Consider the following 15,182-nt stretch of genomic DNA (forward strand, 5'->3'; position numbering starts at 1 on the left):
AAATTTAAAGTTCTTTTTATATAGTCTTATCTAGTAGGGGAGGGGTAGTCTGTGCGCAATGGCAGCTTCGGAAGCGGCACGTTTCGTAAAATTCTGTTGTCTTATACCGCGATTTTGATCATCCCGATTATTGTGTTCAGCGCATTAAACGTGCAGCGGAACATCGTCGAGGAGAAACGCCGGCAGCATGAGGAACATGCTTTGGACGCCAAACGGATCGCCGATCTGGTCGACAATAAACTGAGTGAGCTCAAAACCTTGGGCAAAACGCTGAGCAACGAATCCTGGGTGAAGAAGCTGATGCAGGATACGAACGTATACGATCAGGAATTCGATATCACCAAAATGCTGGACATTCGCAGCAGTCTCGACAATAGCGTGAGTTCGCAGGGGATTCTTTCTTTTGGCATGGTGGTGTTTCCGGAGCAGCAGAAGGCGATGACTTCATGGGGGATGTTCCCGCTGAAGGAATTTTTTCAATCGATTGTCGCATTCGACGAAGCTGCCGAGCAGCAGCTGCAAAGCTCCTTTGCGCAGCAGCAGTATTTTACCATGATGCCGCCGGCCAGCATGAAGCTGTGGGGCAGTGAAAAGCGCGTGATCCCCGTGCTGCAAAGCCTGGAGGTGGTGAATCATCCACGCGCGGTTTTGGTATTGTTTATTGATAGCGCTTACTTTTCGGAGTATATGCATCGCTTCGGGGGGATCGAATCACAGGAAATCGTCATGACGTCCCGGGATGCGCTGATTTATAGCCAGACTCGAACCGATCCGGCAGCTCGCGGGGGCGCGGCTTCCTATCCCATTCATTTGTCTTCGCAGGCCAGTGATGTGCAGTATTCGGTCTCCTACGCGGACAGCAGCGTCATCGGCATCGACAATTTGTTCAGCTCGCTGGCGGCCATCCTCATCTCCATCGCCATCGGCGCGTGCACGGCTTATCTGCTGGCCAAAATCAGTTACCGTCCTCTCGCAGCCCTGCTGAGTAAGCTGAGCGCAGCGGCGCGGGTCGAGGATTCCCGAAACGGCAAAGTTGCGGGTTCCGAATACATGTTTATCGAAAAATCGTTCGACCGGCTGCTGCACGAAAACCGCAAGCTTCAGCAATCGATGCAGGATTACGAAAACGCCGCCAAGTCGAATTTGTATCTTCGTCTGCTCAAGGGATATTTTATGGACGATCAGCAGAAGAACGAGCTGGGCAAACTGGGGATCGGTTATACCGAGGAGATGTATTATTGCACGATGCTGGTCAGCTTCCACGCTATTCGCGACTTTTCCGACTTCGAGAAAATCCGGAAGATCGAAATGCTGATGATGGTGATTGTGGAGAAAGCGATGAGCTGTTATGGGCTGGACTATGCGCTGTTCGAGGTCACGAACGCGGACAAGGCGATGATCGTGTCCTCCGAGCAACCGTTTGGAGACGATGATATGCTGGAGCGCATCGCTGCCGAGATGGCCGGGGAAATCGAGCGGCTGAGCGGATTTCATCCCGATATTTTATACGGAGGGGTTGAACAAGGGCTTGTCGGCATCAGCAAATCGTATTACACAGCCAACGAAAGACTTCGCTATACCATATTCTCGCGTGAGCATTTTCAGGTGCTGCAGGAGGAGACGATTCAGGCAGGCGTCGATTATTATTATCCGACGGATTGGGAAGTGCAGCTCATTAACAATCTGAAAATCGGAAACCTGGATACGTCCCTGCAAATTCTGCATGAAATCCATGCCGAGAACGAAAAGCGTGAGCTGGCAGAGGCCAGCGTGAGCCGGCTGCTCTCCTTGCTGATGGAAACGATGCTGAGGGTGCTGCATGAGCTGAATCTCGATACGGATATCTACACGAAGCAATTTTGCAGCCGGGCCAAAGCAGCGAACATCGAAGAAATGTGGAGTTATATGTTTGAAGTTGGCACGCTCATTTGCGAGCGTAAACGGTATGCCAACACGTCCTCGGCGGTGTCGGCCGGCAGCGAGCTGCTGCAGTATGTGAACGACAACTATTCGAGCGCGGACATTTCGTTAAAGCAGCTGGCGGAGATGTATCATATGTCCCTATCGAAGGTGTCCAAAATTTTCAAAGAGGTGACCGGCATCAACTTCTATGATTATGTATGCCGTCTGCGCATGGAGAAGGCGAAAGAGCTGCTCCGGGAGCGAAGCTGCGGCATCGATCATGTCGCGCGCACGGTGGGGTACGAAAATGTGTATTCCTTCAAACGCGCCTTCGCGCGGTATGAAGGCATCAAACCTGACGAATACGTGGAGTCGGCGGATGGCCGGTGAACAATATACCTAGATAAAATAAAGAGACCATAGCTCATTGCTAGGGTCTCTGGTCTCTTTATCGTCTCACTCACTTCAACTGTCCGTTACGACCTACCGCTGAACCGCTTGATCGCTTCCTCCGTCACCGGCGTGAAGAGGTTAATCAGGTTGCCGTCGGGATCTCGAAACAGCACAGCACGGTTCCCCCACGGCATCGTGGTTGGTTCCTTTACCCACTCGGTGACAAACGGCTTCAAGCGCTCGTATTCGGCATCGACATCGTGAACACGGAACTCGAGAATGACCGTGTGATTGTCGGCCGCCACTGCGGAACCGGCGCCGAACAGCTGCACCGTCTGGGAGTGGCCGATCGCCAGGGTGCACGATGACGTAACGAGTTCGGCAAAGACGGGCGCGGGGCGTTCCGCCGAAACACCCATGACTTTCTCATAAAACTCGACGAGACGATCCAAGTCGTCGGTAATGATGCGTACAGAAGCAAAATTCATGAAATACCATCCTTCCTATAATCAATGATACAGTACCGTATCTTATCATTTTGGGTCAAAACACTTCGCATTTATTCCCCACACCTTACGGTTACTTACTCCGAGTATAAAAAAACGCTACTGACAACAGTATGTCAGTAGTGTTTTAACATTCGTTTTTGTTGAATTAACGGGCTGTCATCTTCATTTATTGCTCAGAACTAAGTAATTGCGTATTTATTAACTCTGCTGTTGTCTCCCATAATTTTTTTTGTAATCCCATATCTCCCCCGGGTGGAACAAGCGTGGTTTAAAAATTTTTACAAGGGGAAGGGTAGCACTCAAAGCGGCACTAACGGAGAACACTAGTTAAAGAATTCGTGGAGCAGTCTGCCGCAGATGCTCCATTTTTTTATTAAGCAAATGGGAAAAGACTGCGCAACAATTATTGAATTTCTATTAGCTTGCCATTAAGCTAACGGGCAGTATAGTGTGGTTATAGTCATCATTTTCAATGATAAATATGGTAAAATACGCCAAGTATATGAAACCACTGAATGTAAAGGCGGTACGTGAAATGTTTGAATTGTCTCGAAGTGAATTTTATAAAGCTATACCCCTTCTCGAAAACGGCCATCCTCACCCCGAGGTACAGTCCATTCTAGAAAATAATAATCCTGGATGGGTATTTTCCGATCGAGCAGACATACCAGAAGCTGCATTAGTGTGGAGCAAGGGAATGAAAGGACATTACCTTATTGGGGACGAAACTAATGAGGCTTTTTTTAGCAAGCTTGATGAATTTGTTACTACTATTATTGCACCTAGAATGAATGAACTTGGTATAAATTATTTCGAGGTTTCGGGTCATAACAAAAAATGGGACCTGAATTCGTTATTTGCTTCAAGAAAACTGCAGCAGCCCTGGGATCAAATCGTATACGAGTCGTCAGGTTTTGAAGCCCACACGATGAACGCTCCTGGTAATTTCCGGACGGTGAATTTGCGATCGCAGGAATGGAAAATGTTTGATTACGACAATAAGGGATTTGTATATGATCATATTAATCAGTTTTGGGAAACAGAAGAGGACTTTTATGAAAAAGGTTATGGTTATGCCGCAATCGGGAATTCTGAAGTGGTTGGTGTTTGTTACTCTAGCTTTGTCACAAAGGAAAGGCATGCGGTTGGAATTGAAACACTTCCTCAGCTTCATCAAAAAGGGGTAGGAAGTAATCTGGCAAGTCTAGTGGTTAACGATATCGTCCAGAATGGCTATACCTGCTATTGGGATTGTTCACGGAGCAATGAAGCTTCTAATAAGATAGCACTAAGACTGGGATTTAAACAGATCCACCAATATCAGTGCTCAGGTTTTTCACTGTAATATACCGCAGAAGTTATTGCGCTAACGGGAAACAATAGCTCAATCATGATACGACGGCAGCCGACCAAATAATCGGCTGCCGTCGTTACGTTAACGGGTAGTAGACGTTTGCATGTAAAAAATTGCAGGGGTCTTGGCGGAAGGGGCCGGTTCAAAAAATGCTTCTGGACAGTCGGGCCAAACTCAAGCTAAAGTGCTTCTTTACATCGTTGTGGGTGTAGTATTTTCCTTAGCTTGAAGGGCATGGGGTACAACCCCTTAAAGACAAAAATAATCTATATATTTGCTCCCCGTCGATCATGAACAGGGGAGTTTTTCGTTTGTCGGCATATCGTCTTGCAGCGATGTCAAGAATAGCTGGTCGCCGCAAAAATTGCTGGTGGACGTTGAAAGCGTTTTAAAATACCATAACGGCAAAGGGGCCCCTTGAAGAAATGTCAACCCACTCGCGACTTGGAAGGAAGGTGAAGCACTCTTGAAGCATGCTCCTCCGGCAGCGGCTTCCGTGCAGGCCGCAATGGGCCGCCGATCGACGCTCGGCCGTTCGCTCAAGAGAAACTGGGATTTGTATATGCTGCTTTTGCCGGTCGTCGCTTATTACTTGATTTTTCATTACATCCCGATGTACGGGGTGCAGATCGCATTCAAAGAATTTATTGCTTCCAAAGGGATAACCGGCAGTCCTTGGGTCGGTTTCACCCATTTCCAGCGTTTTTTTGACAGCTACTATTTTTGGCGGCTCATCCGCAACACGCTTGGCATCGGAATATATGAGCTGATTGTCGGCTTTCCCGTCCCGATCATTCTCGCGCTTCTCATCAATGAAGTAAAGGTGAAATGGTTCAAGAAAACGATTCAGACGGTAACCTATGCCCCTCACTTTTTATCGACAGTCGTCCTCGTTGGCATGCTGATGATTTTCTTGTCGCCGAAGCATGGAATCGTGAACCTGTTCATTGGATGGTTGGGCGGGGATTCCATTTCGTTCTTGACGGATGCGGGCTGGTTCAAAACGATCTACGTTTTCTCCGGGGTATGGCAGCAGATGGGCTGGAGCTCGATCATCTATTTGGCCGCCTTGACCGGCATCGATCCGCAGCTGCACGAAGCGGCCAAGGTCGACGGAGCTAGCCGGCTGGCCCGCATCTGGCATATTAACCTGCCGGGCATATTGCCTACCATCGTGATTTTGCTAATTATGAACGTCGGATCCATTCTTGGCGTCGGCTTCGAGAAAGTGTTTCTGATGCAGAACAGCCTGAATATGGAAAGCTCGGACGTTATCTCGACCTACGTATACCGAAGCGGCATCCTGGAAGCGCAATACAGTTTCTCTGCCGCCGTAGGGCTGTTCAATTCGGTCGTCAACTTCATCATGCTCGTCACGGTCAACTACATTGCACGGAAGGCTGGTGAAACGAGCTTATGGTAAAAGAGACGTTTAGCGACAAGCTGCTCAGTTTCATCATCCACGCCCTGCTCGTTCTCGCCCTGATCGCCGTCTTGTATCCACTGTTGTTCGTGCTGGTCGCCTCGATTAGCGATCCTTCCAAAGTTTTGGGAGGAGAGGTGTGGCTGTGGCCGAAGGGCATCACGTTCCGCGGGTACGAGAAAGTGTTCCAAAACAACGACATTTTGCAGGGCTACGGGAATACGATCCTGTACACCGTCATTGGGACGGCCGTCAATATCGTCATGACGATATTGGCCGCCTATCCGCTGTCGCGCAAAGATTTGGCCGGACGCGGCTTCTTTACCGCCTTTTTCGTATTTACGATGTTTTTCAGCGGCGGGCTCATTCCGACCTATTTGCTGGTGAAAAGTCTCGGTATGGTCAACACGATGTGGGCGCTTATCATCCCGAATGCGCTCGCCATATGGAACGTCATCATTATGCGTACCTTTTTCCAGCAAAACATCCCCATCGAGGTACAGGAATCGGCGCAAATCGACGGCTGCTCCAACCTGCAAATCTTGGTTCGCATCGTCCTTCCGCTGTCGATGCCCATCCTGGCCGTCATGACCTTGTTTTACAGCGTCGCCCATTGGAATTCATTTTTCAGCGCGCTTATTTATTTGACCGACCGGAGCAAATACCCGCTTCAGCTCGTGCTCCGGGAGATTTTGATTCAGAGCAATTTGAAGGATATGGTGGGAACCAGCGAGGAATCGCTTGCCAAAAGCGTCATGGAAGGCGAATCTATCAAATACGCGGTCGTTATCATCGCCAATCTGCCGGTTCTCCTGCTGTATCCGTTCCTGCAGCGCTATTTCGTCAAAGGACTTGTCATCGGTGCGGTAAAAGGTTAATCCTACCCAAGAAGTGTCAAAGGAAAAAGGAGGTTTTTTCTTGAAACCTAATAAAACGACAGCAGCCTTGTTATCCCTCTTCGTACTGCTGAGCTTGCTCTCGGCTTGCTCGGGGGGCGGATCGAACGAAGCGGAAGGCGCCCAACCGAAAGAATCGGGCATCAATAAGACGGGCATGCCGATCGTAGCCGATAAAATCAACCTGAAGATGGTGGCCGGGAAAGCGCCAACGACCGCCTCCAACTGGAACGAAGTGATGCTCTGGCAAGAATATGAGAAGCTGACAAACATACATGTCACTTGGGAGATGGTTCCGAACGACAACCTGACGGAAAAGCGTAACATTATGCTGGCCGGCGGCGATTATCCGGATGCCTTCTTTACGGCAGCCATCCCTTCGACCGATTTGCTTAAATACGGTTCGCAAGGCGTATTTATCAAGCTGAACGACCTGATCGACCAATATGCCCCGAATCTCAAAAAGCTATTGGATCAATACCCGGAGGTACGCAAAGGGCTGACGATGCCAGACGGCAATATTTATTCCTTCCCGACAATCTACGATCCGCAGTTTACGTCCGTACTCGGCGGAGGCAAAATGTGGATCAAGAAAGAATGGCTCGACAAGCTTGGCTTAAAGGAGCCGGAGACGACCGAAGACTTCTACAACATGCTGAAAGCGTTTAAAGAAAAAGATCCGAACGGCAACAACCAAGCGGACGAAATTCCGTTCGAGAGTGTTGGGCTGCCAACCATAATGAGCTTCTTCAAGGGTGCCTGGGGGCTCGGCACCCGGGGGGTAGGCCACGCTAACGTAGATATGGACAACGCCGGCAAACTCAGATTTATCCCTACCGATCCGAACTACAAGCAAATGCTGGAATATTTGAACAAACTGTACAGCGAGAAGCTGATCGCGGAAGATATTTTTACGATCCAAGCGAATCAATTTTACGCGACCGGCGCAAAAGGATTGTACGGAGCTACCATCACGACAAGTCCGTACACATTGATGAACCAGACGGGATATATAGGCGCCAGCGCGCTCAAAGGTCCTCATGGCGACCAAATGTATTCCGCCGTCGGCTCCCCTCTCGCTGGTCTGGGTGCGTTCGTCATTACCGACAAAAACAAAAGTCCGGAAGCAACGGTTCGTTGGATGGATTACTTGTACGGCGATGAAGGCAGCAAAATGTTCTTCATGGGCTTCGAAGGAAAGTCGTACGAGAAAACCGCCTCCGGCGAACTTCAATATACGAAAGAAATTACGGCCAATCCGAATGGCCTGACGTTCGAGCAAGCGCTTGTGAAATACGTCGTATGGCCGGGTGGCGGTTACCCCAACATGGTGCAGCAAAAGTATTTCAAAGGCGCCGAATCGCAGCCGGAATCGATCCAGGCGGCGGAGAAGTTCAAGGAATACATGCCGAAGGAGATTTGGCCGACATTCAGCTATACTGCCGAGGAAAGTACGAAAATGTCTGCGCTAACCGCCGACATCAATACGTACGTAACCGAAATGGCCGCCAAATTCGTCTCCGGCAAAGCTTCATTCTCGGAGTGGGATAACTATGTAGCCACATTGAAGAAAATGCGGCTCGACGACTATATGCAAATTTATCAAGCCGCGTATGATCGGTACAAGAAATAAAAAAACGCGGCGCCGGAGTGTGGGGCCGGGTAAAACGGACCGGTACCGAGCGAAAAACGGGCGGCATAGCGAAAGTGATCGTACACGGGAGAGCGCGAGGGCGACGCTTGCCCGGCTGTAAAGCCCGGTACCGACTACTCCCGGAACCGGTATGGAGGAGCACCGATGGACATGATCCGCAGCCAACGATTTTACAACTTTCTGTTCTCCTATATTGTGCTGGTCTTCGTTCTGCTCGTTGCCGTCAGCAGCGTCGTGTACCAAAACTTTTTCGATACGCTCCGCAAAGAAGTGGAGTATACGACCGTTGGCGCCCTCCGCCAATTTCGGGATGCGGTCGATCTGCGCATGAACGAAATGAACCGGCTTGCCTCCCAGCTGTCGTACAATCCGGTGCTGACCCCTTACATGGCCTCGGACGGTGGATACGGTTCTCTGCAAGCGGTTGCCGAGCTGAAGCAATACTTGTCCACGAACCTGTTTATCGAGGATGTCGTGTTATCCTTCAACGCACCAGGCATCAAGCAGCTTTATGCCGCAAGCGGAACGTACAAACCCGATCTGTTTTTCGATTCGATTTACCATTATCGCAATTGGAGCCAATCGGAGTTTATGCAAACGGCCGTTACGTTGTCCGCACCGCTTATGCGGGGGGTCGAGCCGGTCCTGTACAACCGGCTTGAGGAACGGCGGTATGCCACCTACATGGTGCCGATCCCGCTGAACGCAGGAGTCCCTTACGGCGTCGCGGTTTTCCTCATTCGCGAACGGGCGTTGACAGATTTGGCCCAAGGCGTGCTGACGGAGTCGAACGGCTTCCTGTTCATCCTGAACGAACGAAACGAAGTCATCTTCAGTCAATCGCAAGGAGAATCGTCCGAATCCGGCAAACGCCTGCTCGAACGAATCAACGATATTCCAAACCGGTCTCCCTTCAGCGAATTGTCCATGGACGGCCGGAAATATTCGGTGCTTACCGATTTGTCAAGCAACCGTCAATGGTCTTACGTGGCGGTACTGCCGACCGACCAATGGATGCGGAAAGTGAATGAGAAGCGCGGCATATTCAGCATGACCATCGCAGCCGTTTTCCTAATCGGGGTCGCCATCGCCTTCGGCTTCTCGGTCCAGCATTACCGGCCGCTCAAGCGTCTGGCCGGGATCGTTTCCAGCGAAGCGCGGTCCGAGCCGCTAGTACGTTCGAGCGACGAGATCGATTACATTTCCCGGGCTGTCGGCCTCATGGCGAGCGAGAAGCAGAACTTGCAGCATCAGCTGCGCAGCCAAGGCCGCACGCTCCGCGAGCAGGTGCTGCTGACGCTGCTCAAGGGGAAGCTGAGCACGAAAACGGAAATGAGCGACATTTTGCAATTTTCCAATATCCAGCTCGACAAACCCCACTACGCCGTCATGATTGTGCTGATCGACGATTACAACCGCTTTCGGCAGGACAATTCAGAGAAAATGCAGGAGGTGCTGACATACAGCTTGATGAAGGTGGTCGAGGAGCTCTCTTTGGAGTCGGGAGCCGGATATGGAGCTGAGCTGATGGACGGCCGTACCATCGCTTTTCTGGTCAATTTGAACGAAGGCTTTGACGATGCCGACGTTTTGCGGGAACTGGCCGTGAAGGCAAAGGCGTTTTTCCGGCAATATTTCCGGCTTACGGTAACCGTCGGCATTGGGGGCATTTACGACGATTTGTCCTCCGTTCCACAATCGTTCGTAGAAGCAAGTCATGCCGCAAGATACCGGTTCGTGAAGGGAGGCGATCAAGTGTTTCTGTTTGCCGAGATCGTGCCCCGCCCAAGCGGAGAGTACGTCTACCCCGTCGAGCGGATCGACCGGCTCGTGAAGGCGATCAAGCAAGGGAACATGTCTCAAGTTGAGCCGGCCGTTCGCGAGGCGTTTGGCCATATCGTGGAAACGGACGTGTCGCTCGAGGCGGCGGAATGCATCTGCTTCGATATCGTCAACAATTTGATGAAAACGCTCATCGAGCTGGAAATCGAAATCGACGACGATCTGGGGGAAACGATGCAGCAGCTGTTCGTTCCGCGCTTCGAAACGATCGAGGAACTGGAACGTCTCGTCGTCTCGATATGCCGCAACGTATGCCGGTATGTAGAAGCGAAGAAAGAGAGCAAGAATATCGAGCTGCTGGAGAATATCAAGGTTTACGTCGCCCAGCAGTATTCGGATCAGACGATTGATCTCGAATCGATCGCGAAACGGTTCGGCGTCTCGCCGTCTTACGCGACGCGATTTTTCAAAGATCATACGGGCTGTCCGCTGATGAAATATATCGATTCGATGCGGATGGATCAGGCGAAAAAGCTGCTGAAAACAACAGATTTGCCTCTCAAAGACATTATGAACGAGGTCGGCTACGTAGACTCGACGAACTTCATTCGCAAATTCAAAAAAGCCGAAGGCATCACGCCGATCCAATACCGCAATATTGCCAAAAACTAAACTGCAAGACGACAGGCCGCCGAAGTCCGGAAAAGAAAACAAGTGAGGCTGATTTGACAATTGACTGGGAATCCGTAAGAGATGCGGGGAAAAGCCAAGAGGGTGGACAGCACCTTCTTGGCTTTTGTGGTGTTGGCGGTAGAGCGGGGCCTTAAAATAAGGTTTACAGATCGACTTTCCAGTTGCCCATCATCTTGGCGACTTCCGGGTCGTGGTACGATAAGAAAAGACTTTCCCGTGTATCGAGGGTGGAAATTTGTTCGATATCTTCCGCGCTCAGCTCAAAATCGAAAATGTCGAAGTTCTCGACAATCCGTTCTTTGCGCACCGATTTGGGAATAGCAACGATTTCACGCTGAACAAGCCAGCGCAGCACGACCTGGGCGACGGACTTGTTGTATTTTTCCGCGATCGAGGTCAACACTTGGTTGCCGAACATGTTGTTGCGTCCTTCAGCGAACGGCCCCCACGACTGGGGCTGCACTCCCTGCTCTTTCATAAAAGAGGAGCTCTCGATCTGCTGGTAGAACGGGTGCGTTTCGACCTGGTTGACGGCAGGCACGACTTCGTTATGCACGATAAGGTCCATCAGACGATCAGGATGGAAGTTGCTGACACCGATTGCCTTGATTTTGCCCTCGCGGTACAGGTCCTCCATCGCACGCCAGGCGCCGTAGTAGTCGCCGAACGGCTGGTGAATCAGGTACAGATCGAGATAGTCGAGCTGCAGCTTCTTCAAGGATTTGGCAAAAGCCAGCTTGGCGCTCTCGTAGTTGGCATCCTGAACCCAGAGCTTGGTCGTGATGAACAGCTCCTCACGCGGTACGCCGCTGCGCTTGATTGCGCGTCCGACGGCTTCCTCGTTCAAGTAACCAGCAGCGGTGTCGATCAGGCGGTAACCGGCCATCAGCGCATCATATACCGCATTCTCGCATTCTTCGGCATCGGGAATTTGGTAGACACCGAAGCCGATGATCGGCATTTGTACTCCGTTATTTAAAGTCACGGTTTGCATTGTAATTCCTCCCATGGTTTAAATGTAAAACGGCAAACGGCCGCGAATCCCGGAAATCGGGCACCTCAGCGGGGCTTCCGCTTACGGCCTGTTTGCTTTACAATAAGCCTACTACCTTCGTGTTACACGAAGGCAAGCCGTCTTCAAAAAAAAATTTCCAAGGAGGCTTACACATGCATACGGTCAAAGAAGCCGCCCTGATTACGGGACTTACCGAGCACGCCGTGCGCTTTTACACGGATAAAGGCCTGGTGCCGAGCGTACAGCGAGATAAAAACAACATTCGGATGTTCGACGAAGAATCGATCAACTGGCTGTTTGGCGTCAAATGCCTTAAGCAATCCGGGATGCCGATTGAAGTCATTAAAACGTACGTCGATCTCTGTCTCGAAGGGGACTCGTCTATTCCGCAACGCTACGCACTCATCATGGAGCATAAAGAAGCCGCGCGCGTTAAGCTCGAAGAAGCCAAGCGGCACATTGCCCATTTAGAACAAAAAACGGACCTCTATCAGGCCATTCTGGAGCACCGCTCTCCAGACACGACCAATCCCGGCAACTGGGACAAAATTCAGTATATGCATGGCGACGTATTCTACTCGCCATCTGTTCGGAAGGCGTAAGAGAGCGGAGGGGCAGAACGTTGGTAGTTCTACAGATAAACCATAAAGTTTGGAGGTTTAATTAGGAAATGGAATACATTCTAATCATCATATCTCTCCTGATCATCATAAATTTATGGGCTAAGGTGAGTAAATTAGAAGGTCGCATAAAAGGAATGCAATATACCATAAACCAGTTAACCCAACAATCGGGACTGCCTGAACATCCAATAAATGATGAACTACGTCAGTTCATAAAAGAGGGTGAAGACGTAAAAGCCATTAAAAAGATAAGAGAAACTTTAGGTCTTTCCCTGTTAGAAGGCAAAGAATATATTGATAAGCTGAAATCTGAAACCAGATAATGCTTAACCTATCGATAATACACAATAGCTATACACTCGGAGCGTGAATATGAAAGATAACCCTTTTAATGGCTGCAAATAGTCAGATGGAAAGCGAGAGAATGTCCACCATCCCAGCTAAGTCATAAACCATGATGAAGAGATACATTTTATACAACGAAAGTGTTATAATTATCAACAACAGGTATAAAATAAGAGCAAGGATGTTGTAGCATCCTTACTCTTGACAACAGCCGCTTTAAAGGCGGTTAGCTAAACTAGGTAATTAGTCGAGAGATAGACCGCAAACCTTTGCAGAGGGCGGTCTATTTCTTTTTAATGTAGGTTAGCAGCGCTAGAATGAACATGCCGAACATGAACATTAGGGGTAAATTATACCACTCGCGAGCTTAGCCTGTTAACCATATTCCTTAACCCCACAGGGAAGCGTCATGTTTTTCCTTTTATTGTCTACACTAAGCTTAAAGGTACGCCGCTAGCTTAAAAAACTTATAATCACCATCTTTCCTTGAAGGGGGACATCTGTTTTGGATGCGCAGTTTCTAGATTTATTGGCCCAGCAATATGATACGGAAGAAAAAGTGATCACCGAAATCATCAACCTTGAAGCGATCTCAAACCTCCCCAAGGGAACGGAGCATTTTGTCAGTGATTTGCATGGGGAGTTCCAGGCTTTTCAGCATGTACTCAGAAACGGTTCGGGTACCGTAAAAGAGAAAATCAAAGATTTGTTCCGTGAGGTTTGGACGGATCAAGAAATCAGTGATTTTGCGGCGTTAGTTTATTATCCGGAAGAAAAAATACAGCTGGTTAAAGGAGACCTGTGCGATAAACAAGCCTTGAACCGGTGGTATAGACAAACGATTGAACACATGCTCAAGCTGATTTCTTATGCCTCTTCCAAATATACGCGCTCGAAATTGCGTAAAGCTCTGCCGGAGCGGTTTGTATATATTGTCGAAGAGCTTCTATACAAGACGGATTCGACCCACAATAAGGATCCTTATTATGAGGAAATTTACCGGCAAATTATCTCCTTGGGGCAGGCGGACAAGCTCATTATCGGCCTTGCTTATACGACCCAGCGCCTGGTCGTTGACCATCTTCATGTGGTCGGAGATATCTATGACCGCGGGCCGGACCCGGATAAAATTATGGACACGCTGATCAACTACCATTCTGTAGACATCCAGTGGGGGAACCATGATGCCCTGTGGATCGGCGCCTATGCGGGTTCCCTGGTCTGCCTTGCGAATATTATCCGAATCTGCGCCAGATACGACAATCTGGACATCATCGAAGACGTATACGGAATCAATCTTCGCCCATTGCTGAACTTGGCGGAGAAGTACTATGATGACAATCCGGCCTTCAGACCGAAGCTGCAAACTGACCATAACGTATCGGAGCCGGAAATCGTGCAGATTACCAAAATTCATCAAGCCATTGCCATGATCCAGTTTAAGCTTGAAATCCCGATTATCAAAAGACGCCCTTACTTCAATATGTCTGAAAGGCTATTGCTGGAGAAGATTGATTACGACAACAATGAAATCAACATTGGCGGGAAAACTTACCCGCTGGAAAACACCTGTTTCGCAACCGTAAACCCTGAGCAGCCTGAACAATTATTAGAGGAAGAGCAGCAGGTGCTGGAAAAGCTGCTGTTCTCCGTTCAGCATTCCGAAAAGCTGGCGAGACATATGAATTTTTTGATGAAAAAAGGCAGCCTCTACTTAAAATACAACGGAAATTTGTTAATTCACGGCTGTATTCCTCTGGACGAAGAAGGAAACATGGAAGAAATGCAGATTGAAGACCAACTGTATTCGGGCCGTCAGCTGCTCGATGTTTTTGAATATTATTTACGTTACGCCTTTGCGCATCCGGAAGAGACGGATGATTTGGCTACGGATATGGTGTGGTACATCTGGACAGGGGAGTGTTCCTCGCTCTTTGGAAAAAGAGAAATGACCACCTTTGAACGTTACTTTATCCAAGATAAAGAAACCCATAAGGAGAGAAAGAACCCTTACTACCATTTGCGTGAACATGAGGAGATCTGCCGGAAAATCCTGCTGGATTTCGGACTGAATCCGGATCATGGACATATCATTAACGGCCACACGCCGGTTAGAGAAATTCGTGGAGAGAACCCGGTTAAAGCGGGCGGGAAAATGGTCGTCATTGACGGCGGTTTTTCCAAAGCTTATCAATCCACAACGGGCATCGCCGGATATACCTTGTTGTATAATTCCTTTGGCATGCAGCTTGTAGCCCATCAGAAATTTAATTCCAGAGAAGATGTGTTATGTAACGGGACGGACGTATTATCTGTAAAAAGGCTGGTGGACAAAGAGCTGGAGCGGAAGCTGGTGAGGGAAACCAATGTCGGGGAGAGGCTGCAGCAGAAAATATCCAATTTGAAGAATCTCCTGGAATATCGCTATATGAAATGAAATACTGCTAAAATGAAACAGCTGCTAAAGGTAAGAGGAGCCGCCCGAGGGCGGCTTTTTTATTTTTAAAAATTTTGCCTCCTGCTGCACCCTGACATAATGCTGTCAAGGTGGGTGGTCTAATATGAATAGTGTAAGCAAGACAAACGCCAACCC

At 49.2% G+C, this 15,182-nt stretch carries 11 protein-coding genes and 1 pseudogene; 9 read left to right on the forward strand and 3 right to left on the reverse strand.

The annotated features are described in order from the left end of the window. The first annotated feature begins 51 nt into the window (after window positions 1-51). Window positions 52-2,292 carry a helix-turn-helix transcriptional regulator gene (locus tag CJP46_RS18335; RefSeq protein ID WP_094597076.1) on the forward strand — a complete coding sequence of 747 codons (2,241 nt, stop codon included), beginning with the start codon at window positions 52-54 and terminating at the stop codon, window positions 2,290-2,292. Window positions 2,293-2,378: 86 nt separating this feature from the next. On the opposite strand, the gene CJP46_RS18340 is transcribed toward CJP46_RS18335, so the two are convergent. After that, window positions 2,379-2,783, reverse strand: a complete 405-nt coding sequence (locus tag CJP46_RS18340) for a VOC family protein (protein WP_094597077.1) — start codon at window positions 2,781-2,783, stop codon at window positions 2,379-2,381. Between the two features lie 556 nt (window positions 2,784-3,339). Here CJP46_RS18340 and CJP46_RS18345 point away from each other — a divergent pair. From CJP46_RS18345 to CJP46_RS18365, 5 genes are all read left to right on the forward strand, one after another. Next, window positions 3,340-4,149: a GNAT family N-acetyltransferase gene (locus CJP46_RS18345; protein WP_179281215.1), complete on the forward strand. Its 810-nt coding sequence runs from the start codon at window positions 3,340-3,342 to the stop codon at window positions 4,147-4,149. A gap of 517 nt (window positions 4,150-4,666) precedes the next feature. After that, on the forward strand, window positions 4,667-5,581 hold the full coding sequence (locus tag CJP46_RS18350; protein ID WP_094597375.1) for an ABC transporter permease: 915 nt from the start codon (window positions 4,667-4,669) through the stop codon (window positions 5,579-5,581). After that, a complete protein-coding gene (locus CJP46_RS18355) occupies window positions 5,575-6,459 on the forward strand; it encodes a carbohydrate ABC transporter permease (RefSeq protein WP_094597079.1) in 885 nt (294 codons plus the stop codon). The genes CJP46_RS18350 and CJP46_RS18355 overlap by 7 nt, the downstream gene beginning before the upstream one ends. Before the next feature lie 40 nt (window positions 6,460-6,499). After that, window positions 6,500-8,110, forward strand: coding sequence for a type 2 periplasmic-binding domain-containing protein (locus tag CJP46_RS18360; RefSeq protein WP_094597080.1), 1,611 nt, complete (start codon window positions 6,500-6,502; stop codon window positions 8,108-8,110). A 165-nt stretch (window positions 8,111-8,275) separates the two neighbouring features. After that, on the forward strand, window positions 8,276-10,585 hold the full coding sequence (locus CJP46_RS18365; protein WP_094597081.1) for a helix-turn-helix domain-containing protein: 2,310 nt from the start codon (window positions 8,276-8,278) through the stop codon (window positions 10,583-10,585). Window positions 10,586-10,748: 163 nt separating this feature from the next. Here the strand turns inward: CJP46_RS18365 and CJP46_RS18370 are convergent, their stop codons facing one another. Continuing rightward, complete coding sequence (locus CJP46_RS18370; RefSeq protein ID WP_094597082.1) at window positions 10,749-11,600, reverse strand: aldo/keto reductase; 852 nt, start codon at window positions 11,598-11,600, stop codon at window positions 10,749-10,751. A gap of 173 nt (window positions 11,601-11,773) precedes the next feature. On the opposite strand from CJP46_RS18370, the gene CJP46_RS18375 reads away from it, so the two are divergent. Together CJP46_RS18375 and CJP46_RS18380 are read left to right on the forward strand one after the other, a co-directional pair. Then, a complete protein-coding gene (locus tag CJP46_RS18375) occupies window positions 11,774-12,223 on the forward strand; it encodes a MerR family transcriptional regulator (protein WP_094597083.1) in 450 nt (149 codons plus the stop codon). Window positions 12,224-12,291: 68 nt separating this feature from the next. Continuing rightward, window positions 12,292-12,567, forward strand: a complete 276-nt coding sequence (locus CJP46_RS18380; protein ID WP_094597084.1) for a hypothetical protein — start codon at window positions 12,292-12,294, stop codon at window positions 12,565-12,567. 305 nt (window positions 12,568-12,872) lie between these two features. Here the strand turns inward: CJP46_RS18380 and CJP46_RS37580 are convergent. Further along, window positions 12,873-12,932, reverse strand: a pseudogene (locus CJP46_RS37580) (putative holin-like toxin); the annotation flags it as partial. A gap of 162 nt (window positions 12,933-13,094) precedes the next feature. On the opposite strand from CJP46_RS37580, the gene CJP46_RS18385 reads away from it, so the two are divergent. Then, entirely contained in the window at window positions 13,095-15,026 is a 1,932-nt protein-coding gene (locus tag CJP46_RS18385; RefSeq protein ID WP_094597085.1) for a fructose-1,6-bisphosphatase, read from the forward strand. Window positions 15,027-15,182: the final 156 nt, after the last annotated feature.

This window comes from Paenibacillus sp. XY044 (assembly GCF_002257645.1).
GTDB lineage: Bacteria > Bacillota > Bacilli > Paenibacillales > Paenibacillaceae > Paenibacillus_AQ.